Source organism: Ferruginivarius sediminum (assembly GCF_003344765.1).
Classification (GTDB): Bacteria; Pseudomonadota; Alphaproteobacteria; order Kiloniellales; family Rhodovibrionaceae; genus Ferruginivarius; species Ferruginivarius sediminum.
Map to the genome: position 1 here is coordinate 1 of NZ_QPMH01000034.1, position 21,527 is coordinate 21,527.

The following is a 21,527-nucleotide window of genomic DNA, read 5'->3' on the forward strand; positions in this document are numbered from 1 at the left end:
CAGGTCACCCTGGCCGCCATCGCCTTCAACATGCGCCGCTGGGTGGCGCTCAGCCCGCCGTAACCACACCCGGACTCCCTCCGCAATCCGATAAAAAAGCCCCCTATCCCGCCAATCCGACAAAAAAACCCGCCACGCGGACCGGCCAAACCGGCCCTCGTCAAACTCCTCGCCGCAAATAACCGTATCGCAAAGGTCCCTGCAGGGGAGACATAAGAAAGCAACCGCATTCCGGTGGGTATCCCTGGAACGTGGGGACGGGAAAACCGCGGGCGGCAATTAGCGTGGCGAGACGCCCTGTTCGATGCGCTCCATCTCCTCGTCGGAGAAGCCGAAGTGGTGGCCGATTTCGTGCACGATCACATGGCGCACGAGGTCGCGCAGGTCTTCTCCCGTCTCGCACCAGTAGTCGAGGATGGGCCGCCGGTAGATGTGGATGATGTCGACTTCCTGCGGGGAGTCCAGGACGGACTTCCGCATCAGATCGACGCCGCGATAGAGGCCGAGCAGGTCGAAGGGTGTCTCCAGGCCCATTTCGTCCATCGTGTCCTCGTCGGGGAAGTCTTCCACCTTGACGATGACCTCCGCCGCCCAGCGGCGAAGCTCGGGCGGAACGAAGGCCATGGCCTCGCGCGCAAGGGCCTCGACATCGGCGATGTCGGGCGGCGTGGTGAAACGGTCGATGTCGTGAAGCTGTGCCATGGAGTTAGTGTACCAAGATTTTCGTCGGCTTGCTTGACCGTCGTGACGCAGGCTGCCAGCTATGCCTAGAGGTACCGCGACATGGAGGCAAGCATTATGGCCGGGAAGCTGAGCGAAGCGGAGCGCGAGCAAGCCCTCAAGAACCTGGATGGCTGGACGCCCGTCGAGGGACGTGACGCCATCCAAAAATCGTTCACCTTCAAGACCTTCAGCCAGGCCTTCGGTTTCATGTCGCGCGTCGCGCTGGCTGCCGAAAAGATGGATCACCACCCCGAATGGTTCAATGTCTACAACCGCGTCGACATCACGCTTTCCAGCCATGACGTCGGCGGGTTGAGCCAGCGCGACATCGACCTTGCCGGCAAGATCGACCGCTTCGCCGCCCCGTTCCTGTCCTAAAGACAGGGTTGCTCCGCAGGCTATTTCGCCTGCATGCGCATCGCGCCGTCGAGGCGGATGGTGTCGGCGTTCAGCATGACGTTCTCGCAGATGTGCAGCACCAGCCGGGCATACTCGTCCGGCCGGCCGAAGCGGTGCGGGAACGGCACCTGACTGGCCAGGCTGTCCTGCACCTCCTGCGGCATGTTGAGCAGCATCGGCGTGCCGATCAGGCCCGGCGCGATGGTCATCACCCGGATGCCCTTCTCCGCGAACTCGCGCGCGGCGGGCAGCATCATGCCCATGACGCCGGCCTTCGAGGCACCATAGGCGACCTGGCCGATCTGGCCCTCGGTCGCGGCGATGGAGGCGGTGGAGACGACAAGGCCACGCTCGCCATCCTCCAGCTCGTCCAGCTCCAGCATGTCGGCGGCGGCGAGGCGCAGCATGTTGAAGCTGCCGATCATGTTGATCTCGACCACCTTGCGGAAGTCGTCGAGCGGCATCGGCCCCTTGCGGCCGACGATCTTCTTGGCGGGCGCGACGCCCGCGCAGTTCACCAGGACGCGCGCCGGGCCGTGCGCCTCGCGCGCGCTTGCGATGGCGTTCTCCGCGCTATTGGCATCCGAGACGTCGCATTCGATCGCCGTGCCACCGATCTCCTCGGCCACGGCGCGGGCGCCGTCCATGTTGACGTCCAGCAACGCGACCTTCGCGCCGGCCCTGGCAAGCACGCGTCCGGTCTCCGCGCCCAGGCCCGAGCCGCCGCCGGTGATAAGTGCCGCGTGTCCCTTCACGTCCATGTCGATCTCTCCGTTTTCCCTCAAGGCCGGGCGTCTATAGCAGACTCCGTGCGCGGCGGCCATTGCACGTATCTTATGCCGCACCCATAATTTCCCCATGGCCGATTACGAAGAGACCGCCCAGCGCGTCACCCGTTACGAGCCCGGCAAGTTCGAGCGCGACAAGGCGCGCGTCCAGGACGGCTTCTGGGGCAAGGTCCGGCATACGCTGGGCCGCATCTCCTTCGTCGAGGATGCGGTGGCGGCCTATTACTGCGCCATCGATCCGGATACGCCGGTCCAGGTGAAGGCCATTCTCATGGGCGCGCTGGCCTATTTCATCCTGCCGGTCGATATGGTGCCGGACGTGCTGACGGTCTTTGGCTTCGCCGACGACGCCGCCGTGCTGGCCGCCGCTTACCGGAAGGTCTCCCAGTACGTGCGCCCGGCACATCGCGAGCGGGCCAGGGATGCGATGGCGCAGCTTCGCGGCGACGACGAAGCGGCCTGACGGCTTTCCCCGTGCGTCAACCGCTCCAGTTCGACGTTAGCGCTTTCCGATTCAGGATCGAAAGATGGCGGTGAACAGCGGAATGCACGCCCAGGGCCGGGGCGCGGCCGGCGGCGTGCCGCTTGCGGCATCGGTTTACGGTTACGCCGGGTTGATCCCGTTCGTGGCCTGTGCGGTGGCCGCGTGGCTTCTCGCCCCGCCGTGGAACAGCTATGCCTTCGAGTTCCAGATCCGCTACGGCGCGACGATCCTGAGCTTCCTCGGCGCGGTGCACTGGGGACTGGCGCTTGCCGGGACGGGCACCGGCGGAGATGCGCGCGCGGCCTGCACGTGGAGCCGCCTGGGCTGGTCCGTGGCGCCGGCGCTCGTCGCCTGGATTTCGCTGCTGATGTATCCGGTGGTCGCGCTGACGGCGCAGATCCTGGCGTTCGCGGCCGTGTTTTTCGGCGACGTGCGGGCAGCACGGTCCGGGTTGGTGCCGGCATGGTACCTGCGCCTGCGTCGTCCGCTGACGGCGATCGTGATCGCCAGCCTGGGCGCGATGCTGTTGCGCGTGATCTGGCGCGCACCCATGCCCTGAAGGCAGCGCTCAGCGCATGCTTTCCTCTCGCGCCGCGCCGGCCGCCGCGTCGCTTCGGGCGACCTGGGCTTCCCGGTGCGCGATATAGATGGCGGCCGCGGCGATAATGCCCGCCCCGACGAAGGTCCAGACGTCCGGGATTTCGGCGAAGAACAGGAAACCCACCAGCGCCGTGAACGGCAGGCGGGCATACTGGAACGGCACGATGGCCGAGGCATCCGCCAGCTTGAACGAGCGCGCCACCAGGATGTGGGACAGCACCGCGATCAGGCCGACGCCGGCCATCGCGACCAACGTCTGCCAATCCGGCCAGCGCCAGACGAAGAGCGCCGGAATCAGGCTCAGCGGTGCCAGGAAAAAGTTCATGTAGAACACCATCGCGTTGGCGTCCTCGGTCCTCGACAGCGTCTTCACCATCATCACGGCGGCGGCCATCGTCAGCGCCGCCAGGATCGGCAGCATCGTCACCGGGGAGACTTCCTGCATTCCCGGGCGCACGATCACCAGCACGCCCAGGAACCCGATGACGGTCGCGGTCCAGCGCCGGGCCCGGACCACCTCGCCAAGCACCAAGGCGGCGCCCGCCGTGGTGAACAGCGGCACCGTGAAGTTCAGCGACACCGCCTGGGCCAGCGGCAACAAGGCGATGGAGGTGAACCACAGGCCCATCGAGACCAGCCCGACGACGGCGCGCAGCAGATGCAGGCCGAAGTGCTGCGTGCGCAGCCCGCTCACCCCCGCGCTCGTCAGCCACGGCAGCATGAAAAGCAGGGCGAAGAAGTTCCGGAAGAAGACGACCTGGAGAGGCTCCAGGCTCTCGGACGCAAAGCGGATCAGCCCCGCCATCAACGAGAAGCCGAAGGCCGCGCCGGTCATCATGATGGCGCCCCGCACCGGGGCCGAGATTGCGCCGAATCGCTCGGCGAAGGCGGTCCTGATCGACATGGCGCCAAAGCTATCGCCGCATACAGTGCAGTACCAGCGGGTTCCGCGCACATCTCCGTTGCATGGTGGGAAGAGGCTGCATACCGGGTTTCAGGGCTGCCTTGTCGGGCGGCCTGTCCGTGAGCTAGCTTGCGCGCGAACCGCCAGCAGATCCGGAATACGCAACAAGAGGAAACGCCGATGACCGCGCCGATGTGGCAGCCGTCCAGGGAGCGGATCGAAAACGCCAGGCTGACCGCCTTCATGAAGCAGGTCGAAAGGGACCACGGCGTCGCCTGCCGCGAGTATCGCGACCTTTGGGAGTGGTCGCGCCGGGACCAGGCCTCGATGGAGAAGTTCTGGCTGTCGATCTGGGACTTCTGCGGGGTCATCGCCGAGACGCGCGGCGAGACCGTGATCCAGGACTTCGACAAGATGCCGGGCGCGGCGTTCTTTCCGGACGCCAGGCTGAATTTCGCGCAAAACCTGCTGCGCCAGCGCGGCGCCGGCGACGCCGTCGTGTTCTGGGGCGAGGACAAGGTGAAGCGCCGCCTCTCGCACGACGAGCTTTACGAGCGTGTCGCCCGCGTCGCCCAGGGCCTTCGTGAGCTTGGCGTCAAGGAAGGCGACCGCGTGGCCGCCTATCTGCCGAACATGCCGGAGACGATCATCGCCATGCTGGCGACGGCCTCGATCGGCGCGATCTTCTCCTCCTGCTCGCCCGACTTCGGGGTCCAGGGCGTGCTCGACCGCTTCGGCCAGATCGAGCCCAAGGTGCTCTTTGCCGTCGACGCCTACCACTACAACGGCAAGGTGCGCGACGTGACGGCGAACGTGGCGGCGGTGGCCGAACAGCTTCCGACGCTGGAGAAGATCCTGCTGGTGAACTACGCCGGCGACGGCGACGCGTCCGCGCTGGCGAACGCGGAGCGGCTGGACGCCTTCGAGGCGCGGCAGCCCGGCGGCGGGATCGAGTTCGCGCAGATGCCGTTCAACCACCCGCTCTACATCATGTTCTCCTCCGGCACGACCGGGAAGCCCAAGTGCATCGTCCACGGCGCCGGCGGTACGCTGTTGCAGCACCTGAAGGAGCATCAGCTTCACACCGACGTGCAGCCGGGCGACCGGGCGTTCTACTTCACCACCTGCGGCTGGATGATGTGGAACTGGATCGTCAGCGCCCTGGCCGCGAACGCGACGGTCATGCTCTACGACGGTTCGCCGTTCCACCCCGACTGGCGCATCCTGTTCCGCTATGCCGAGGCGGAGCGGATAACCATGTTCGGCACCTCGGCGAAGTTCATCGACACGCTGGGCAACCAGGGCGCCCGACCCATCGACGAGTTCGACCTGTCCAGCGTTCGCACGATGACCTCGACCGGCTCGCCGCTGCTGGCCGAGGGGTTCGATGTCGTCTACAACAACGTGAAGCAGGACATCTGCCTCTCCTCCATCTCCGGCGGCACCGACATCGTCTCCTGTTTCGTGCTCGGCAACCCGATCGGCCCGGTCTATCGCGGCGAGATCCAGGTTCGGGGCCTTGGGATGGACGTTGACATCTTCGACGACCAGGGACGCTCCGTGCGCGGCGAGAAGGGCGAACTGGTCTGCAAGAAGCCCTTCCCCTGCATGCCGGTGAGGTTCTGGAACGACCCCGGCGGCGAGCGCTTCCACAACGCCTACTTCGCCGACTACCCCGGCATCTGGCACCACGGCGACTTCGCCGCCCTGACAGAGAACGACGGTATCATCATCTACGGCCGCTCGGACGCCACGCTCAATCCCGGCGGCGTGCGCATCGGCACGGCCGAGATCTACCGTCAGGTGGAGAAGCTGGAGGAGATCGAGGAAGCCATCGTGATCGGCCAGGATGTCGGCGACGACCAGCGCGTGGTGCTGTTCGTCCGCCTGAAGAACGGCCTGGAGCTGTCCGACGAACTGGTCGACCGGATCAAGCAGAGCATCCGCAAGGGCGCCTCGCCGCGCCATGTGCCGGCCAAGGTGCTGCAGGTGCCAGACATTCCGCGCACGCGCTCGGGCAAGATCGTGGAACTCGCCGTGCGCGATGTCGTCCATGGCCGCCAGATCAAGAACAAGGAAGCGCTGGCCAACCCGGAGGCGCTGGATCACTTCCGCGACCGGCCGGAATTGCAAGCCTGACAGCCGCATATCATCGCGATCGCCTGCTATCCGCCTGACGCATAGCGGACAAAAGTAATACGCGCGGCTGCGTTTCGAGGGCCTGCGCTATGCTGCGATGCCGAACGCGCTACCGCAGTGCGGTGGGGCGTCCCACCTGTTCAGCATACGGATATCCTCTGCATGGCCCGCCGAGCCAAGGAAGTCCGGCCCGACCAGCCGGGCTGGGCTATCTTTCTGCCAAAGCTGGTCACCTGCCTGAAGGAAGGCTACGGCGCCGGCGACCTGCGCCGCGACACCCTGGCCGGGCTTTCGGTCGCCATCGTGGCGCTGCCGCTTGCGATGGCGCTGGCGATCGCGTCCGGGACCACGCCCGACCGGGGCCTTGTCACCGCCGTCGTCGCCGGCTTCATGATCTCGGCCTTCGGCGGCAGCCGCTTCCAGATCGGCGGTCCGACCGGCGCCTTCGTCGTGGTCGTCTATTCGGTGATCGAGCGACATGGCGTGGATGGCCTGATCCTGGCGACGGCGATGGCCGGCATCCTGCTGACGATCTTCGCCTTCGCCCGCCTCGGCACGGTTATCAAGTTCATCCCCTATCCGGTCGTGACCGGCTTCACCGCCGGAATCGCGCTGATCATCTTCTCCAGCCAGATCTCGGAGCTGTTCGGCCTGGGGTTGACCGATGTACCCGGCGACTTCCTTGCCAAGTGGGAGGCCTACGCCGGTGCCGCCGCGCACTGGCAGCCGGCGGCGGTTGCCGTCTCCGGCGCGACGCTGGCCGCCATCCTGCTGGCGCGCCGCTACCGCCCGCGCTGGCCCGCCTTTTTGATCGCGGTCGCCCTTGGCACAGGGATCACCCTTGGCTTCGACCTGCCGGTGGAGACCATTGGCAGTCGTTTCGGCGAGCTGCCGCGGATGCTGCCGGCCCCGGCAATGCCGGAGGTGACGCTGGCCAGGCTGGTCGATCTCTTCCCCGACGCACTGACCATCGCCTTCCTGGCGGGGATCGAGTCGCTGCTGTCGGCCGTGATCGCGGACGGGCTGACCGGTGGCCGCCACCGCTCCAACGGGGAGCTGCTGGGACAGGGGCTTGCCAACCTGACCTCGGCGGCCTTCGGCGGCCTGCCGGCCACGGGCGCCATCGCGCGCACCGTGACGAACATCAAGTCGGGCGGGCGCACGCCGGTTGCGGGCATCCTTCACGCGGTCTTTTTGCTGGTCTTCATGCTGCTGCTGGCGGAGGTGCTGGTCTACGTGCCACTGGCCAGCCTGGCGGCCGTGCTTGTCATCGTCGCCTGGAACATGAGCGAGATCCAGCACTTCGCCCGCCTGCTGCGCGCGCCGCGCGGGGACGCCATGGTCCTGCTGGTGACCTTCGGCCTGACTGTGCTGGCCGACCTGACGCTCGCCATCGAGGTCGGCATCGTGCTGGCCGCGCTGCTGTTCATGCGCCGGATGAGCGAGGTGACCGAGGTCGAGGTCGGCCAGGAGATCATGCAGCGCGACGTCGCCGACGCGCCGGGCCATCCCGAGTTGCCCCGGCATATCCAGGAGGAGCTGCCGGCCGGCGTTGAGGTCTTCCAGATCAACGGTCCGTTCTTCTTCGGCGTCGCGACGCGGCTGCAGCATGTCCTCGACAGCCTGCGAAAGCCGCCGCGGGTGTTCATCGTGCGTATGCGCCACGTACCGATGGTTGATGCCTCTGGCGCCCACGCGCTGGGCGAGTTCATCGATCGCTGCCGAAAGCACGGGACGGAGGTGCTGCTGACAGCCGTCCAGCCGCAGCCGCGCCGTGCTCTGCTTCGCATGGGTTTCAACCGGCGGCGCATGGTGCCGAACATCGACGCGGCACTGGCGCGTGCGAAGGACATACTGGCAGAGGGTGAAAGCGGCGAGGTCCAGGCAAGCGCGGGTTCCTCGGGTCCCGCAACCTCCGCCCATCGTCACCAAAAGGCCGCAGGACCGCAAGGATAACCCTTCCGGTTGCGCGGAGGCCTTGCTTGCGGCGGCGGGGTTTGCGATGACGAACCACGCCCGTGACCAGTCGGAGAGTGTCGCCATGCCGCAATCGCCCCTGCCCCTGCGCCCCGAAGCCGAAACGCTGGAAGCCTCCAAGATCGTCGAGGTCTGGGAGCTTGGCTTCGGACGCGACGACCTGATCCCGCTGTGGGTCGGGGAAGGGGACCTGCCGACGCCGGATTTCATCTGCGAGGCGGCGACGCGGGCGTTGAAGGACGGCAAGACCTTCTACACCCATAAACGCGGCCTGCCCGAACTTCGCGCGGCCATCGCGGACTATACCCACCGTCTATACGGCGCCCGGCTTTCGGACGAGCGGATCTCGGTCACCTCCGCCGGCATGAACGCGATCCAGCTTATCATGCAGGCGATCGTGCGGTCGGGCGACGAGGTGCTTGCGCTCACGCCGGTTTGGCCGAACGCGCTTGCCGCGGCGCGGGTCAACGGCGCGAACGTCGTGGAAGTGCCCTTGCGCGCGACCGCCGAGGGCGATTTCCGGCTGGATATGGATGTCCTGGAGGCGGCATGCGGCAACAGGACCCGTGCCATGTTCATCGCCTCGCCCTCGAACCCGACCGGCTGGATGCTGGAGCGCGAGGAGCAGCAGGCCATCCTGGAGCTGTGCCGGCGGCGCGGCATCTGGCTCATTGCCGACGAGGTCTATCACCGTTTCGTCTATGACCGCCCGACGGCGCCATCGTTCCAGGAATTGATTGCGCCGGAAGACCCGGTGTTCGTCGTCAATTCCTTCTCGAAGGCCTGGGCGATGACCGGATGGCGCCTGGGTTGGCTGGTGCATCCGCCGTCGCTGCGCCCCGTTATCGACAACCTGATCGAGTTCAACACCTCGGGCGCTCCGCCGTTCCTGCAGGAAGGCGCGCTGACCGCCATCCGCGACGGCGAGCGATTCGTCCATGAGATGGTGGAACGTTGCCGGCACGGGGCGGACGTCGTGCATCAGCGCCTTGCGGCGATGCCAAGGGTCACGATGGCGTGCCCGCGCGCATCGTTCTACGCCTTTTTCGCTGTCGAGGGCGTGGCGGACAGCCTGGGCTTCGCCAAGCAGATCCTGCGCGAGACCGGGGTCGGCCTGGCTCCGGGCGCGGCTTTCGGCCGTGGCGGGGAAGGGTTCCTGCGCCTGTGTTTCGCCAGCTCGACCGAACGTCTTTCGGCGGCGATGGACCGGCTTGAGCCGGCGCTGTCCTGACGTGAAATCACGAGAATACGGCTACGGCGAAGGTAGGCGAATAAATCCAAAGAAAAATCGCGCTAAAATTGATACTTTTGTAGTCTATTCGGTGAAGTGGCCACGGATGTTTTGCACGCGTCAGATGTAATCGGCTTGAGCGCCGATCCTTTATCACGAAAGTTTTACTGATCTCACGCTTAGCTTGGGCCTCTTCGACCTCGATCCGACTTGCGCCATGCCCGGTGCGTGACTATCTCCCAAGTTGTAGTCAGTCATGGATCTCACGAGTTTCGATCCGGCCCGGGGTTTCGCCGGGTGGCTGGCTCCTCCAAAGTTGGATATCACGCACGCATCTTTTTGCGCCGCTGGGTCTGTCCCGGCGGCGCTTTTTTTGCTACGTCCCCGGAACAATTGTCCGGCGCATTTTGGGGAGGACACAATGTCGGGCTTTGTCGCTCATTTCGTGACCTTTGCGGACTATAATGCCTGGGCGAACGCGCGGCTCTACGAAGCGGTCGCGGAATTGCCCAGCGAGGCGATCACGGCGAACCGGCCGGCGGCCTTCTTCGATTCGATCCTGGGTACCCTGAACCACGTCCTCGTCGCCGACCGGATCTGGATGGACCGCTTCGAGCATTTGCCGCCCGCGGGTCTGGCGCTCAACGCGATCGTGCATGACAAGCTGTCGGAACTCCGCGCGGCCCGCGAGGCCGAGGACGCGCGAATCCGGCGGTTCGTGGGGGAACTGGATTCCGCCGACCTGGAGCGGACGGTGGCCTACAAGAACAGCAAGGGTGAAGCCTTCGCCGATCCGCTTCACCGTCTGCTGGCCCACCTTTTCAACCACCAGACCCATCATCGCGGACAGGCCCATGCCCTCATCAAGGACGCGGGCATCGCACCGCCGCCGCTGGACTACGTCTATTACATGCGCGAGGTGGGATAGCGCAGGAACATCCGGTTGATACCGTTGAAGGCCCGGAACGTTTCCGCGAATTGCGCCTCGACCCGCTTGGCCTCCAGCGTCGAATCCTGCGCCATGACGCCGGCGACGATCTCGCCCAGGCTGCGCTCGCCATCGATCCGCACGAGAAGCGGGCCGGCAAGACGGGGCAAGGGCAGGCGCAGCGGCTGGCCGTCGAAATTCGCTTTCAGCAGCGGGTTCGGCCCCATTCCCTGGGCAGCCTTGCGCGGGTCCAGGCCGCTTGGCACCGGAACGACAGTGTCGTCCTCGATTGCGGCGACGGTGTCGGCGCGGCCCTTCGGAACCGCGTAGACGATGTGTTTCTTCATGTTTCCGGCAAGCCGCTCCGCGAACGCGGCGCGGCCCACGGGGTCCAGATCCGCCAGCGGCTTCAGCAGCGCCGGATCCTTCATGTAGGTCGCCGGGTCGTAGCGCAGCGGCTCGACGAAAGCCGCCGGGCGCAGGTCGGCACCGTCCAGCAGACCGGCGACTTCAGGCACCGTATAGGGGCGGTCGCGCGCGTGCAGGAACAGATCGACCAACTCGGCATCGCTGCGTTTGTGATCCCCGACGAAGGGATTACGTTTCAGCCAGTTCGTCTGCGGCAGCTTGTCCCACAGCCGCCGCGCCTGCGCGACGCGCTGCGCCAGCGGCAGGTCGCCGCCCAGGGTGCGCAGCATCGCCTGCATCTCGTAGACGCCGGTGCGGCCGAACGGGGCATAGACCATCAACCCGATGCCGCCACCGTCCTTCAGAACCCGCCGCAGAGCCATCGCGCCGGCGGCCGGGTCCTCCAGATGGTGCAGAACGCCGCAGCAGTCGATGTAGTCGAAGGCGCCGAGGTCCATCTCCGGCAGGTCGAGCAGCGAGCCGGTGTGGAACGCGATATTCGAAAGGCCCCGCGCCGCCGCCCGCGCCTCCGCGATCTCGCGCGCCTTGCGGGAGAGGTCGACGTAGACCACCTCGCCGCCGCCGGCGTCGGAAAGCTGCTGGGCCAGCATGATCGCGGCGTCGCCCGTGCCGCCGCCGGCGACGAGGGCGCGAAAGTCCGCGGTGACGTCCAGACGGCCACCGAACAGGTAATGGCGGATCTCGTCCAGGTGGCTTGGCGAGCCTTCGATCAGCCGCGTCTTCTCGTCCTTCGGATCGCGTGAGGGGTACGGGTAGGCCTCGTACTGCGCCAGCACGGGGTCCCGGTCGTCCGCGTCACTTGTGCCGTCCACGGTTGGCATTCCTAGGCGATGGAAAGGACGACCTTGCCGGTCGCCTTGCGGCTTTGCAGCATGCGCATGGCGTCCTGGGCGTCGCCAAGAGCGAAGGTGTGTGAGACGTGCGGGTGCAGCGAGCCGGCCTCGTACCAGCGGAACAACGCCTCGAACTCCTTGTGCAGAAGGTCGGGCGCATGCTTCCAGTACGAGCCCCAATACAGGCCCATGACCGAGATGTTCTTCACTAGAAGGATATTGGCCGGCACGGAGGGCACCTCGCCGCTGGCGAAGCCGATGACGACGATGCGCCCGCACCACGCGGTGCTGCGCAGCGAAGCCTCGAACACCTTGCCGCCCACGGGATCGAAGACCACGTCGGCTCCGGCCCCGTCCGTCAGCGCCTTGATGCGGGCGCGCACGTCCTCCTCGCGGTAGTCGATCGCCTCGTCGGCGCCGTGCCGGCGCGCGACTTCAAGCTTCTCGGGTCCGCCGGCGGTCGCGATGACATGCGCGCCCAATGCCTTGCCGACCTCGACGGCGGCCAGGCCGACACCGCCGGCCGCGCCGTGCACCACCAGCGTCTCTCCCGCCTTCAGGCCCGCCCGCCAGACCAGCGCGGCATGGGCGGTTCCATAGGTGATGGGGAAGCCCGCGGCGGAGACGAAGTCCAGCGTCTCCGGAATCGGGAACACGGCGTCGCCCGGTGCGATCGCGGATTCGGCATAGCCCCCCTTGCCCAGGATGGCCATGACACGCTCGCCCACACCCACGTGCGAGACGCCTTTGCCGACGGCCGTCACCGTGCCCGCGATCTCGAAGCCGGGACTGAAGGGCGTCTGCGGCTTTTCCTGATACTTGCCGGCAACGATCAGCGTGTCGGCGAAATTGACGCCCGCCGCCGCGACGTCGATCGCGACCTCGCCCGGACCGGGCGCCGGCAGGTCGACATCACCGATGCGCAGCGCGTCGATCCCCTGATAGTCGTCACACAGAACCGCGCGCACCTGTCACCTCCTGGATCGGGAAATCCCTTGCCGGGCGAACGACGCCGACCCGTTCGCCGGCCCTGTTCAACACCGGCGGTTGCAGCGTATCGGCAAGCCGCCGCGCCTCATCCTCGCCAAGGATTTCGAGCCGGCGCAGCAAGCGGCCCAGCGCGACCTCGGCGGCGCGGGTCGCCCCGTCGTCGATCTTCAGCGCCAGTCCCAGGCCCAGGTGGGGGAAGGCGGCGCAGTAGACGCCTTCGGCACCGGTCTTCACCAGGGCGCGCTCGCCGGTGACCTCCATGATCTTCGTGCAGAAGCGGGCGTTGCCGGCAACGAGATAGGGCCGCGCGGCCATGGCATGGCGGATGCGCGCGCAGGCATGCTGCCGGTGCTCCGGCTGGTCGCCTGGGTCCGCGAAACGCGCCATCGCCAGCGCCAGGTTGCCCAGCGGCACGGCGATGGTCGGGATGCCGCAGCCGTCGATGCCGCGCGGCTGGACCGCCAGGTCGTCAAGGCCGGTCATCTGCTCCAGCAGGCCCAGGATGCGCTGTTGCACCGGATGCGTGAACCGGGTGTAGCCCTGCGTGGGATGACCGAGGTGCCGGGCCACGGTCAGGAACCCGGCGTGCTTGCCCGAACAGTTGTTGTGCGCCCGCCGCTCCCGGCCGCCCGCCGAGAGAAGCTCCCGCAGCGCCTTCGTGTCGCCTGGAAGCTGCACGCCGCATTCCAGGTCGCCGCCGGTACAGCCGATGCGCGCCAGCCACTGCTCGACCGCGTCGACGTGGACGGCCTCGCCGTTGTGGCTGGCGCAGGCAAGCGCGAGTTCCGAATCGTCGAGATGGAACGCGTCCGCCGCCCCCGTCTCGACCAACGCCAGCGCCTGCAGCGGCTTGATGGCCGAGCGCGGGAACACGGCGGCCTCCACATCGCCGGCGGACAGGACGACGCGCCCCTCGGTGTCGACCACGGCGAACGAGCCGCGGTGCCAGCTTTCGACGGTGTCGCCGCGGGTGACCTCGGCTAGGATTGGATTGGCGTGCATTCGATTGGTTCGGTTCTGTGTCCGTTGCGGCGTCCGCGCATTCCGCCGCGTGCGTGCGAGGACAGCCTTTTCTTTGAAATACCGCCGCGTGGCAGGCTGAACAACCTTGCCTTGACGGCGGGGCCCGTGCAAGGTTCCGCCCGCGATGAGAGGTTATTTCGGAATAGGTGTCGAAGGTATCAGCAAGCCCATGAACCTGGGCAACTTGCTGCGTTCGGCGCATGCCTTCGACGCCAGTTTCTTCTTCACCATCGCGCCGACGTTCCAGGCGCGCGACGTGGCGCTGTCGGATACCTCGGACGCCGCGCAGCACCTGCCGCTGTACAACTTCGATTCGGTGGAGGAATTGACGCTGCCGCGTGGTTGCCAGCTCGTCGGGATCGAGTTCACCGAGGAGTCGCAGGAGCTGCCCAGCTTCCGCCATCCCGTGGCGGCGGCCTATGTCCTGGGCCCGGAGAAGGGCAGTCTCAGCCCCGAGCTGTCGGCGCGCTGCGAGGCTGTGGTCAAGATTCCGACAAAGTTCTGCGTCAACGTCGGCGTTGCCGGCGCCATCGTGATGTATGACCGTATTGTCAGCCTCGGTCGATTCGCGCGGCGCCCGGTCAATCCCCGTGCAAGGCCCGACCCGATGGCCGAGCATGTGCGCGGCGGCCAGGTGATACGCAATCCGTCGAAGTCGCCGGAACAGACTGCCGGCGGCGGCCGATCCGCCGGTGAGTGAAGGAGTCGCGAACAGAGGCCCGTCATGACGGAAGTCCGGACCGTGAAATTTCGTTTGTTGCTTGCCCTTGCCACCGTTGTCGCCGTCGGCGTGCTGTCGCTGGCGGGAACGGCCGAGGCGCAGGATATCCGCCGCCTGGGCACCTACGACAACTGGCGTGCGTTCGCCTATCAGGAGGACGGCGGCAAGGTCTGCTATATGGCCAGCGAGCCGCGCAAGGAGGAAGGCGACTACGAGAAGCGCGGCGACGTCTACGCCATGATCACGCATCGTCCGAAGCAGGGGACGCGCGACGTGGTCAGCTTCGTGATCGGCTATCCCTTCAAGAAGGACAGCCGGGTCACCGTCGATATCGACGGCAAGTCCTTCACGCTGTTCACCCATAAGGACACTGCCTGGGCGCCCGACAAGCAGACGGATCAGGCCCTGGTCCAGTCGATGATCAAGGGCCGGCAGATGATGGTGAAGGGAACGTCGTCCAGGGGCACCGACACGACCGACACCTACTCCCTGATCGGCTTCACCAGGGCGCACGAGGCGATCGGCAACGCCTGTAGCGAATAAGCCGCACCTTGTTCGCCGGGCCCCGCGGGGTTATCTAGCGGGTATGACGCAGCAGGCTCACTCTCACGCCTTCGCGCCGCCGGACAGCAAGGGCGGCCGCCACCGCCTCGTCGGTCTCGACCGGGGAGAGATGGCGGCGCTCGTCCAGGATCTCGGCGAGCCGAAATTCCGCGCCAAGCAACTCTGGCACTGGATCTACCAGCACGGCGCGGAAGACTTCGCGGAGATGAGTTCTCTTGCGAAGGCGTTCCGCGCGCGGCTGGGCGAAAGCTGCACGGCCGCCCGCCTGGTGGTGAAGACGGAGCAGCACTCCCACGACGGTACGCGGAAGTGGCTCCTGCGCCTGCGCGACCTGCAGGAGGTCGAGGCGGTCTATATCCCCGAAGAGGATCGCGGCACGCTCTGCGTTTCCTCCCAGGTCGGCTGCACGCTGACCTGCCGGTTCTGCCACACTGGCACGCAGCGGCTGGTGCGCAACCTGTCCGCTGGCGAGATCCTGGGCCAGATCATGCTGGCGCGCGATTCCCTTGGCGAGTGGCCAAGTCCGAAAGAGGGCCGGCTGCTCACCAACATCGTCATGATGGGCATGGGCGAGCCGCTCTATAACTACGACGAGGTGGCGAAGGCGCTGCGCATCGCGATGGACGCGGAGGGGCTGGGCTTCTCGCGCCGGCGCATCACGCTCTCCACCTCCGGCGTCGTTCCGATGATGCAACGATGCGGTGAGGAGCTGGGCGTCAACCTTGCCGTCTCGCTCCATGCCGTGACGGACGAGGTGCGCGACCATCTGGTACCGCTGAACAAGAAGTATCCGATTGCCGAGCTGTTGAAGGCTTGCCGGGCTTATCCGGGCATCAACAACGCGCGGCGCATCACCTTCGAATACGTCATGCTGAAAGGCGTGAACGACAGCCCGGCCGACGCGCGCGAGCTTGCGCGCCTTTTGCGGGACATCCCGGCCAAGGTGAACCTGATCCCCTTCAATCCCTGGCCCGGCTCGGAGTTCGAGTGCTCGACGCCGGAGGCGATCCAGCGCTTCTCCGACCTCCTTTACGAGGCCGGCTATTCGGCCCCGGTCCGCACGCCGCGCGGTCAGGATATCCTGGCGGCCTGTGGACAGCTTCGCTCGGAGTCGCAGCGGCAGAAGAAGGCCGCGCGCGACGCCGCAGCACAACCGGCTGCGGAATAGCTCCCGTTTGACCGCTCGCGACTATCGCCCGCCCCGCCGCTGCGGCGCGGGCGCTCCGCTCCTGCGCCGCGGGGCGGCGGCAGGCTTGATGCGATAGCTGCGGCCGGGCTGCACCACCTCGCGCATCGCGATGCGGTCCGGCTTGATTCCCGCCAGCACATGCCGGACGTCGTCCAGGACTTCCGGGCGGAGCCGATAGTACTGGTGGTCGCCGTCGACCAGGGTCGAAATCGGAATCTCCCCGACCAATCCGCAATCCACCGCAACCACGCGGCCTGGCGCCAGGCTCATGTTGCGCGGACCGTTCGAGCCGAGGCGGTCGACGTTGCCCTTCGTCGTATCGCTGATCGCCAGGACGTCGTCGCCGGCATGGTGATAGACATGGATAAACTTCCCCACCTCCAGCAGCAGGCCAAGCTTGTCGGAGCATTCCAGCGCATCCTCGTCTTCGTCGGCCGCCATCAGGAACACGTTCTCGAACAGACGCGGCAACTGCCGCCCGTCCTGCAATGCTCTGAAGCCGAGCAGGGCGTGGCGCAGCGCCCAGTTGCCCATCGAGTGGGCCACCAGGTTGATGCGGAAGTCGCAGCGCTCTTCGTTGGCCTTCAGGAAGTCCACCAGACGCATCAGGGCGCGCGCCATGGCCACGCCCGAAAACGCGGCGTCCTCCCGGTCCGAGGCGTATTTCCACGGCGGCTGCACCTTGCCGTCGGAAGGCCAGGAGAAGGCGAACACGACCGGCTCCCGACCTTCATCGCCAAGCTTCGGCGGTCCGTCCGGCGCTTCGGCCACGGGGTGTTTCCGGTAGAGCAGCTTGAGCTGCGCGGCCCGGGCCAGGGAGCCGGTGAAGCTGTTGGCGAAACCGTGCAAGTAGACCAGAACATCACCCTTCGCCTGCGCCACGCTCGCCTGGATATCGCCGAACATGCGCCGGCTTCCGGGTAGCTCGTTCTCGGAGATCTTCCGGTGCATCTCCGGAAGCTCGCGCGGGCCGACAGTCTCCGGCTCGGGGCGCGTCTCGGGGTAGAGCCAGTAGTCCACGTGGAACGCGCTCCAGTCGCTCTTGAGCGTATCCCAATCCTTGCCGCCACGGGTCTTCTTCAGGTCCGTGAATTCCACCTCGGCCCAGCCGACGCGATAGAAGTGCGGTCCGTCGTGGTGAAAGCGGTTACCGAAGCCGTTGCCGAAGCCCTCCCGCTCATTCCGGTTCGTCGCGAAATAAACTTCGACCATCTTTCGAATTCCCTGAGCTATTCGAGGGTCGGCCCGCGCGAAATCGCAAGAATTCGTTCTTTGTAGCAATAGGCTTTAAGCACGAAAGACGTAGCTATTGATGATAAAGAATGCTCGGCATCCATTGATTAAAATATTTTAACATTAATTTGCCATCGGATGGTTAATATGGAGAGTGTTCCTCGTCTTTATTGTTCAAGCGATTTCATCCGCCCCGCGGCACTGGAGAAAGGGACATGGCCAAACTGAAAAACATTACGAACCAGCCGCGCGTCGCGGCTCGAATCGCCGTTGTTTGCGTAATTGGCGCGTCCCTGGGCGGCTGCGGCTTTTCATGGTTTTCCGACCGGAAGGAAAATCCGGTCATCGAGGATTACGTCGGCGGGACCCTCACCGGGCAGGAACGTGTCGGGACGCTGGCAACGACGGCCTCGCACCGCACCGTTCTGGTCAAGCTGAATACCGAGGGCGGTGTCGGACGGACGGGCGAATTCTGCCCGGAACCGCCCCCGGACGTCGCCCGGTCGATCTCGGATTCCTTCGCGGCGGCATTGGAGGCCGCGGTCGAGACCCCGGCGGAGCAGGCCGAGGGGCAGGGCAGCCTGGCCGTGGCAACGACGTTCTCCTCCGCCGTCGCCCCGCTGCTTCGCCGTTCGCAGGGCCTGCAGTTTTATCGCGACGGCATGTACTACAACTGCGTTGCTTTCCTGAACCGCGCAATCGACGAGGAAGACTTTCGCGCCCATGCAAACAAACTTCGCGAAGATGCCTTCGAACTCATAAAGCTGGATGCGGAACGGCCGGATCCGACTTTCTTTATTACCGTCGGACCGGAAGACGAGGACGCGGCGCAGAAAATCGTCGAAAGGCTGAAAGAAGTCCTGGAGGAAATGGGCATCGAGGGACCGGAAGACGGCGGCGGCGGTTGAGCGCCACCTGTCGAATCGACCGTGCCAATCCTCGCATATTCATCGGCTCGCCCGGCATACCCGAACGTTCTTCATCGCGCCCGATTGCGGCTGCGAATGGCGTTCCGCTCCCTTGTCCCGGCGGTCGTGATCCCTATACTCGCGCCCTGTCTCGGCCCCCGAGCACCTTGACGATGTCTGCAACAATCAGGCGCAAGCGAGTTTCTCATGAGCGACGTGAAAAAGGTCGTGCTCGCCTATTCCGGCGGTCTCGACACCTCGGTCATCCTCAAGTGGCTGCAGGAAACCTACAACTGCGAGGTGGTCACCTTCACGGCCGACCTGGGCCAGGGCGAGGAGCTGGAGCCGGCCCGCAAGAAGGCCGAGATGCTGGGCATCAAGCCGCAGAACATCTACATCGACGACCTGCGCGAGGAATTCGTCCGCGACTACGTCTTCCCGATGTTCCGCGCGAACGCCGTCTATGAGGGCATATATCTGCTGGGCACCTCGATCGCGCGGCCACTGATCGCCAAGCGCCAGATCGAGATCGCGCGGGAGACCGGGGCGGACGCCGTGTGTCACGGCGCCACCGGCAAGGGCAACGACCAGGTGCGCTTCGAGCTTGGCTACTACGCGCTGGAGCCGCACATCAAGGTCATCGCCCCCTGGCGCGAGTGGGACCTGAACAGCCGCACCAAGCTGATCGACTTCGCCGAGAAGCATCAGATCCCCATCGCCAAGGACAAGCGCGGCGAGGCGCCGTTCTCGGTGGACGCCAACCTGCTGCACATCTCCGCCGAGGGGAAGGTGCTGGAGGATCCCTGGGAAACCGCGCCGGAGTACGTCTACTCCCGCTCCGTCGCGCCGGAGCAGGCGCCCGACGAGCCGACCGTCGTCACCATCGACTTCGAGAAGGGCGATCCGGTCGCGGTAAATGGCCAGCACCTGTCGCCGGCCGCGCTGCTGACCCGGCTGAACGAGCTGGCGGGCGACAACGGCATCGGCCGCATCGACATCGTGGAGAACCGCTTCGTCGGGATGAAATCGCGCGGCGTCTACGAGACGCCCGGCGGGACCATCCTGCTGGAGGCGCACCGCGCCATCGAATCGATCACCATCGACCGCGGCGCCGCCCACCTGAAGGACGAGCTGATGCCGCGCTATGCCGAGCTGATCTACAACGGCTTCTGGTGGTCGCCAGAGCGCGAGATGCTGCAGGCGCTGATCGACAAGAGCCAGGAGACGGTGAACGGCACCGTGCGGCTCAAGCTCTACAAGGGCAACGTCATCGTCGAGGGCCGCCGCTCCCACAACTCGCTTTATTCAGAGGAGCACGTCACCTTCGAGGAGGACACAGTCTACGACCAGCGCGACGCCGAGGGCTTCATCAAGCTGAACGCCCTGCGGCTGCGCCTGTTGAAGCAGGCGCACGGCTAGACGCGGCGGCCGTTCGCGGGCGAGCCGCGAAGCGGACCAACTCGACACTTCCTTTACGGCCCCGGCGCGGCACCTCGCGCCGGGGCCGCGTCGTTTTCGATGCCACGGTACGTATTTGCGGAACTTCAGCCAGTGATGTTAGGAGTCACATCAACGGTGGCCTTCAAGCCCTTGTTAATCTTGTAGACTTAGCATCGCGCCCCGATAAAGGGAGTCGCAGCGGACATGAACCTGCTCGCCATACGGAAGAACCGCGATTCGAAGGATGCGCCGGCCGGGGGCCAGCCCGCCGCGCAGCCGGAAGCCAGCGTGCGGATCGATTCCGGCGTCTACGCACTTAGCGCCCTGGATCGCCGCAAGCTTGTCATCGACGACTATCGCGGCGACCTGATCGCGCGGCAGCGCTTCCACTTTTCCTTCCTGCTGCCCATCGACGGCGAAACCGTCGAGGTGCCGACCAGCGGCGTCGTCCTCGCCATCAAGGACGGCCGTCTCTACGCCCGCTATCTGGCGCCGCAGCCGTACTATCAGCGGCTGATGCGCAAGGCGATCGACAGCCTGCCTTTGGCGGGGGCGTAAGCCGCGGGCCCCTGCTTCACACGGGCAGCGCGGAGACGCCGAACAGCAGCGGGTGCAGGTGCAGCAGCGCGGCGTAAAGGGCGATGCCGGCGATGGGCCGCCAGAAACCGATGCCCTTCCAGTCGAAGCGCGTGCGCCTTGTAATGATGGCCTGGAACGGAATGACGGAGGTGGTCAGCGCCACCGGCCCCCAGGCCGCGCCCAGCGCGCGCTCCCGCTTCTGGTCGATGTGGCGCATGCCGCCCACCGAGAGGACCAGGATGCCGCCGAACAGGATGATGCTGGCCGCGTCGCCGTTCGCCGCCAGGTGGCCGACGGACCATAGCGTCGTTGCCCACAGGAAGGGGTGGCGGGTGATGCGCAGGATGCCGGGCGCCGGGTCCTCGGGGCCGAAGCCATGCCTGTCGCCGCCGACCATCGTCGGGCTGCGGGTGGTGAGGCCGGCGACCAATAGGATGGAGGCGATGGGCATCAGGACGTTCGGCACCCAGCGCAGCGCGATCGGCGGACTCCAGACCGGCACGAAGGGTGCCTCGGCATAAGCAGCCGCCATCCACAGCAACGCGCCCGTCACGGCCAGCGAATAGACGGTAACAAAACCTTGGTTACCCAGCCACTTGATGGCCGGATCGCGAAACTGCTGGCTGGACAACAGGAAATGGCCGCCCACGAAAAGGACGGTGGCGGCGAACAGGGCGTTCAGGTTTCCCAGCATGGCTCTCGCAAGTGGTCGAACGCGAATCCTCGTAAATCCGCCCTTCGGTGGCCCGCCCCGGCAAGACCAGATGCGCCTTGCCGTCGCCACCATGACATGCGATCTACCACGCCATGACACAGGATGAAACGTTTCCGAAGCGTACCGAGGACAGCGACCCCATCGCGGGCGAAATCCTGCGGCTGGTCGAGGCGCGCGGTCCCGGCAAGTCGATCTGCCCCACCGAGGCGGCGCGAAGCTTCGCCGAGGCAAGGCGCAAGCCCAAGGACCCGCCCGACCTCTGGCGCCGCTATCTCCCGGCCGTGCGCCAGCAGGCGAAGAACCTCGCGCGGCAGGGCCGCATCGCCATCCTGCGGCGCGGACAGCCGGTCGACCCGAACGTCCCGATCAAGGGCGTCGTCCGGCTTGCCCTGCCGGCTGGTGAGGCGGACCAGGGTTGACGCCGGAAGATGTGCCCGGCGGGGGTCGACGGCTGCGTGTCCCGTAAGGCGCCGGGGATTCCCCTCATTCTGTCCTTCTTCCCCAACGTGAGGGAGAAGGGACGACAATCGCGGCGATACGGCTACACCGCACCTTGATTTGCCGGGTTCGAAGACCGGCGCACTTATCGCTCCCTCTCCCCCGCGTCGGGGGAGAGGGTCGGGGTGAGCAACTGTCTTTCATCATGCCGCTTTTGGCTGCCAGGGCGTGTTGTCGCGAAGCATGGCGTTGAGGATGGTGATCATCTTGCGCATGACGGCGACAATGGCGA

22 protein-coding genes are annotated in these 21,527 nt (G+C 66.0%); 14 read left to right on the forward strand and 8 right to left on the reverse strand.

Going from position 1 to position 21,527, the window contains the following annotated elements; genetic code table 11:
• Positions 1-279: 279 nt before the first annotated feature.
• Positions 280-702 (reverse strand): metallopeptidase family protein, encoded by a 423-nt coding sequence (locus DRB17_RS19070; RefSeq protein WP_114583826.1) that lies wholly within the window; start codon positions 700-702, stop codon positions 280-282.
• Positions 703-798: 96 nt separating this feature from the next.
• Between DRB17_RS19070 and DRB17_RS19075 the strand changes: the two genes are divergently transcribed.
• Complete coding sequence (locus tag DRB17_RS19075) at positions 799-1,101, forward strand: 4a-hydroxytetrahydrobiopterin dehydratase (RefSeq protein WP_114583845.1); 303 nt, start codon at positions 799-801, stop codon at positions 1,099-1,101.
• Between the two features lie 20 nt (positions 1,102-1,121).
• Here the strand turns inward: DRB17_RS19075 and DRB17_RS19080 are convergent, their stop codons facing one another.
• Positions 1,122-1,883, reverse strand: coding sequence for an SDR family NAD(P)-dependent oxidoreductase (locus DRB17_RS19080; protein WP_114583827.1), 762 nt, complete (start codon positions 1,881-1,883; stop codon positions 1,122-1,124).
• 97 nt (positions 1,884-1,980) lie between these two features.
• On the opposite strand from DRB17_RS19080, the gene DRB17_RS19085 reads away from it, so the two are divergent.
• Together DRB17_RS19085 and DRB17_RS19090 are read left to right on the forward strand one after the other, a co-directional pair.
• Positions 1,981-2,373, forward strand: a complete 393-nt coding sequence (locus DRB17_RS19085) for a YkvA family protein (protein ID WP_114583828.1) — start codon at positions 1,981-1,983, stop codon at positions 2,371-2,373.
• A 64-nt stretch (positions 2,374-2,437) separates the two neighbouring features.
• The gene (locus tag DRB17_RS19090) at positions 2,438-2,953 is read left to right on the forward strand and encodes a DUF3429 domain-containing protein (protein ID WP_206607957.1); all 516 of its coding nucleotides are present in this window, start codon (positions 2,438-2,440) and stop codon (positions 2,951-2,953) included.
• A gap of 9 nt (positions 2,954-2,962) precedes the next feature.
• Here the strand turns inward: DRB17_RS19090 and DRB17_RS19095 are convergent, their stop codons facing one another.
• Positions 2,963-3,898, reverse strand: a complete 936-nt coding sequence (locus DRB17_RS19095; RefSeq protein WP_114583829.1) for a DMT family transporter — start codon at positions 3,896-3,898, stop codon at positions 2,963-2,965.
• Positions 3,899-4,078: 180 nt separating this feature from the next.
• Here DRB17_RS19095 and DRB17_RS19100 point away from each other — a divergent pair, with 180 nt between their 5' ends.
• The 4 genes from DRB17_RS19100 (at position 4,079) to DRB17_RS19115 (ending at position 10,173) form a co-directional block, all read left to right on the forward strand.
• The gene (locus DRB17_RS19100) at positions 4,079-6,037 is read left to right on the forward strand and encodes an acetoacetate--CoA ligase (RefSeq protein ID WP_114583830.1); all 1,959 of its coding nucleotides are present in this window, start codon (positions 4,079-4,081) and stop codon (positions 6,035-6,037) included.
• Positions 6,038-6,199: 162 nt separating this feature from the next.
• Positions 6,200-7,993 (forward strand): SulP family inorganic anion transporter, encoded by a 1,794-nt coding sequence (locus DRB17_RS19105; protein WP_114583831.1) that lies wholly within the window; start codon positions 6,200-6,202, stop codon positions 7,991-7,993.
• 46 nt (positions 7,994-8,039) lie between these two features.
• Positions 8,040-9,245 carry a pyridoxal phosphate-dependent aminotransferase gene (locus DRB17_RS19110; protein WP_241503903.1) on the forward strand — a complete coding sequence of 402 codons (1,206 nt, stop codon included), beginning with the start codon at positions 8,040-8,042 and terminating at the stop codon, positions 9,243-9,245.
• Positions 9,246-9,666: 421 nt separating this feature from the next.
• Positions 9,667-10,173 (forward strand): DinB family protein, encoded by a 507-nt coding sequence (locus DRB17_RS19115; RefSeq protein ID WP_114583832.1) that lies wholly within the window; start codon positions 9,667-9,669, stop codon positions 10,171-10,173.
• Here DRB17_RS19115 and DRB17_RS19120 read toward each other — a convergent pair.
• From DRB17_RS19120 to DRB17_RS19130, 3 genes are read right to left on the reverse strand one after another with little or no spacing between them, the layout of a single operon-like run.
• The gene (locus DRB17_RS19120; RefSeq protein ID WP_241503904.1) at positions 10,152-11,414 is read right to left on the reverse strand and encodes a class I SAM-dependent methyltransferase; all 1,263 of its coding nucleotides are present in this window, start codon (positions 11,412-11,414) and stop codon (positions 10,152-10,154) included. The genes DRB17_RS19115 and DRB17_RS19120 overlap by 22 nt on opposite strands.
• Before the next feature lie 11 nt (positions 11,415-11,425).
• Positions 11,426-12,403, reverse strand: coding sequence for an NADPH:quinone oxidoreductase family protein (locus tag DRB17_RS19125; RefSeq protein WP_114583834.1), 978 nt, complete (start codon positions 12,401-12,403; stop codon positions 11,426-11,428).
• Positions 12,384-13,427 carry an asparaginase gene (locus tag DRB17_RS19130; protein WP_114583835.1) on the reverse strand — a complete coding sequence of 348 codons (1,044 nt, stop codon included), beginning with the start codon at positions 13,425-13,427 and terminating at the stop codon, positions 12,384-12,386. The genes DRB17_RS19125 and DRB17_RS19130 overlap by 20 nt, the downstream gene beginning before the upstream one ends.
• 145 nt (positions 13,428-13,572) lie before the next feature.
• Here DRB17_RS19130 and DRB17_RS19135 point away from each other — a divergent pair, with 145 nt between their 5' ends.
• From DRB17_RS19135 to rlmN, 3 genes are read left to right on the forward strand one after another with little or no spacing between them, the layout of a single operon-like run.
• On the forward strand, positions 13,573-14,148 hold the full coding sequence (locus tag DRB17_RS19135; RefSeq protein WP_114583836.1) for an RNA methyltransferase: 576 nt from the start codon (positions 13,573-13,575) through the stop codon (positions 14,146-14,148).
• A 24-nt stretch (positions 14,149-14,172) separates the two neighbouring features.
• The gene (locus DRB17_RS19140) at positions 14,173-14,712 is read left to right on the forward strand and encodes an invasion associated locus B family protein (RefSeq protein ID WP_114583837.1); all 540 of its coding nucleotides are present in this window, start codon (positions 14,173-14,175) and stop codon (positions 14,710-14,712) included.
• A 43-nt stretch (positions 14,713-14,755) separates the two neighbouring features.
• On the forward strand, positions 14,756-15,901 hold the full coding sequence (rlmN, locus tag DRB17_RS19145) for a dual-specificity RNA methyltransferase RlmN (protein ID WP_114583838.1): 1,146 nt from the start codon (positions 14,756-14,758) through the stop codon (positions 15,899-15,901).
• A gap of 21 nt (positions 15,902-15,922) precedes the next feature.
• On the opposite strand, the gene DRB17_RS19150 is transcribed toward rlmN, so the two are convergent.
• Positions 15,923-17,134 (reverse strand): alpha/beta hydrolase, encoded by a 1,212-nt coding sequence (locus DRB17_RS19150; RefSeq protein WP_114583839.1) that lies wholly within the window; start codon positions 17,132-17,134, stop codon positions 15,923-15,925.
• A 236-nt stretch (positions 17,135-17,370) separates the two neighbouring features.
• Between DRB17_RS19150 and DRB17_RS20305 the strand changes: the two genes are divergently transcribed.
• The 3 genes from DRB17_RS20305 to DRB17_RS19165 all read left to right on the forward strand — a co-directional run bounded on the left by DRB17_RS20305 (position 17,371) and on the right by DRB17_RS19165 (position 20,061).
• The gene (locus DRB17_RS20305) at positions 17,371-18,063 is read left to right on the forward strand and encodes a hypothetical protein (RefSeq protein WP_153242390.1); all 693 of its coding nucleotides are present in this window, start codon (positions 17,371-17,373) and stop codon (positions 18,061-18,063) included.
• Positions 18,064-18,270: 207 nt separating this feature from the next.
• A complete protein-coding gene (locus DRB17_RS19160) occupies positions 18,271-19,482 on the forward strand; it encodes an argininosuccinate synthase (protein WP_114583841.1) in 1,212 nt (403 codons plus the stop codon).
• Positions 19,483-19,707: 225 nt separating this feature from the next.
• Complete coding sequence (locus DRB17_RS19165) at positions 19,708-20,061, forward strand: hypothetical protein (protein WP_114583842.1); 354 nt, start codon at positions 19,708-19,710, stop codon at positions 20,059-20,061.
• A 16-nt stretch (positions 20,062-20,077) separates the two neighbouring features.
• On the opposite strand, the gene DRB17_RS19170 is transcribed toward DRB17_RS19165, so the two are convergent.
• Complete coding sequence (locus DRB17_RS19170) at positions 20,078-20,776, reverse strand: NnrU family protein (RefSeq protein ID WP_161958899.1); 699 nt, start codon at positions 20,774-20,776, stop codon at positions 20,078-20,080.
• A 113-nt stretch (positions 20,777-20,889) separates the two neighbouring features.
• Here DRB17_RS19170 and DRB17_RS19175 point away from each other — a divergent pair, with 113 nt between their 5' ends.
• Entirely contained in the window at positions 20,890-21,216 is a 327-nt protein-coding gene (locus DRB17_RS19175; protein ID WP_114583844.1) for a DUF3253 domain-containing protein, read from the forward strand.
• The last annotated feature ends 311 nt before the right edge of the window (positions 21,217-21,527 follow it).

Bases quoted from the DNA above. Each gene is read 5' to 3' on its own strand.
- DRB17_RS19070 (WP_114583826.1), bottom strand. From the start codon at position 702: ATGGCACAGCTTCACGACATCGACCGTTTCACCACGCCGCCCGACATC.
- DRB17_RS19075 (WP_114583845.1), top strand. From the start codon at position 799: ATGGCCGGGAAGCTGAGCGAAGCGGAGCGCGAGCAAGCCCTCAAGAAC.
- DRB17_RS19080 (WP_114583827.1), bottom strand. From the start codon at position 1,883: ATGGACGTGAAGGGACACGCGGCACTTATCACCGGCGGCGGCTCGGGC.
- DRB17_RS19085 (WP_114583828.1), top strand. From the start codon at position 1,981: ATGGCCGATTACGAAGAGACCGCCCAGCGCGTCACCCGTTACGAGCCC.
- DRB17_RS19090 (WP_206607957.1), top strand. From the start codon at position 2,438: ATGGCGGTGAACAGCGGAATGCACGCCCAGGGCCGGGGCGCGGCCGGC.
- DRB17_RS19095 (WP_114583829.1), bottom strand. From the start codon at position 3,898: ATGTCGATCAGGACCGCCTTCGCCGAGCGATTCGGCGCAATCTCGGCC.
- DRB17_RS19100 (WP_114583830.1), top strand. From the start codon at position 4,079: ATGACCGCGCCGATGTGGCAGCCGTCCAGGGAGCGGATCGAAAACGCC.
- DRB17_RS19105 (WP_114583831.1), top strand. From the start codon at position 6,200: ATGGCCCGCCGAGCCAAGGAAGTCCGGCCCGACCAGCCGGGCTGGGCT.
- DRB17_RS19110 (WP_241503903.1), top strand. From the start codon at position 8,040: ATGACGAACCACGCCCGTGACCAGTCGGAGAGTGTCGCCATGCCGCAA.
- DRB17_RS19115 (WP_114583832.1), top strand. From the start codon at position 9,667: ATGTCGGGCTTTGTCGCTCATTTCGTGACCTTTGCGGACTATAATGCC.
- DRB17_RS19130 (WP_114583835.1), bottom strand. From the start codon at position 13,427: ATGCACGCCAATCCAATCCTAGCCGAGGTCACCCGCGGCGACACCGTC.
- DRB17_RS19135 (WP_114583836.1), top strand. From the start codon at position 13,573: ATGAGAGGTTATTTCGGAATAGGTGTCGAAGGTATCAGCAAGCCCATG.
- DRB17_RS19140 (WP_114583837.1), top strand. From the start codon at position 14,173: ATGACGGAAGTCCGGACCGTGAAATTTCGTTTGTTGCTTGCCCTTGCC.
- rlmN (WP_114583838.1), top strand. From the start codon at position 14,756: ATGACGCAGCAGGCTCACTCTCACGCCTTCGCGCCGCCGGACAGCAAG.
- DRB17_RS19150 (WP_114583839.1), bottom strand. From the start codon at position 17,134: ATGGTCGAAGTTTATTTCGCGACGAACCGGAATGAGCGGGAGGGCTTC.
- DRB17_RS20305 (WP_153242390.1), top strand. From the start codon at position 17,371: ATGGCCAAACTGAAAAACATTACGAACCAGCCGCGCGTCGCGGCTCGA.
- DRB17_RS19160 (WP_114583841.1), top strand. From the start codon at position 18,271: ATGAGCGACGTGAAAAAGGTCGTGCTCGCCTATTCCGGCGGTCTCGAC.
- DRB17_RS19165 (WP_114583842.1), top strand. From the start codon at position 19,708: ATGAACCTGCTCGCCATACGGAAGAACCGCGATTCGAAGGATGCGCCG.
- DRB17_RS19170 (WP_161958899.1), bottom strand. From the start codon at position 20,776: ATGCTGGGAAACCTGAACGCCCTGTTCGCCGCCACCGTCCTTTTCGTG.
- DRB17_RS19175 (WP_114583844.1), top strand. From the start codon at position 20,890: ATGACACAGGATGAAACGTTTCCGAAGCGTACCGAGGACAGCGACCCC.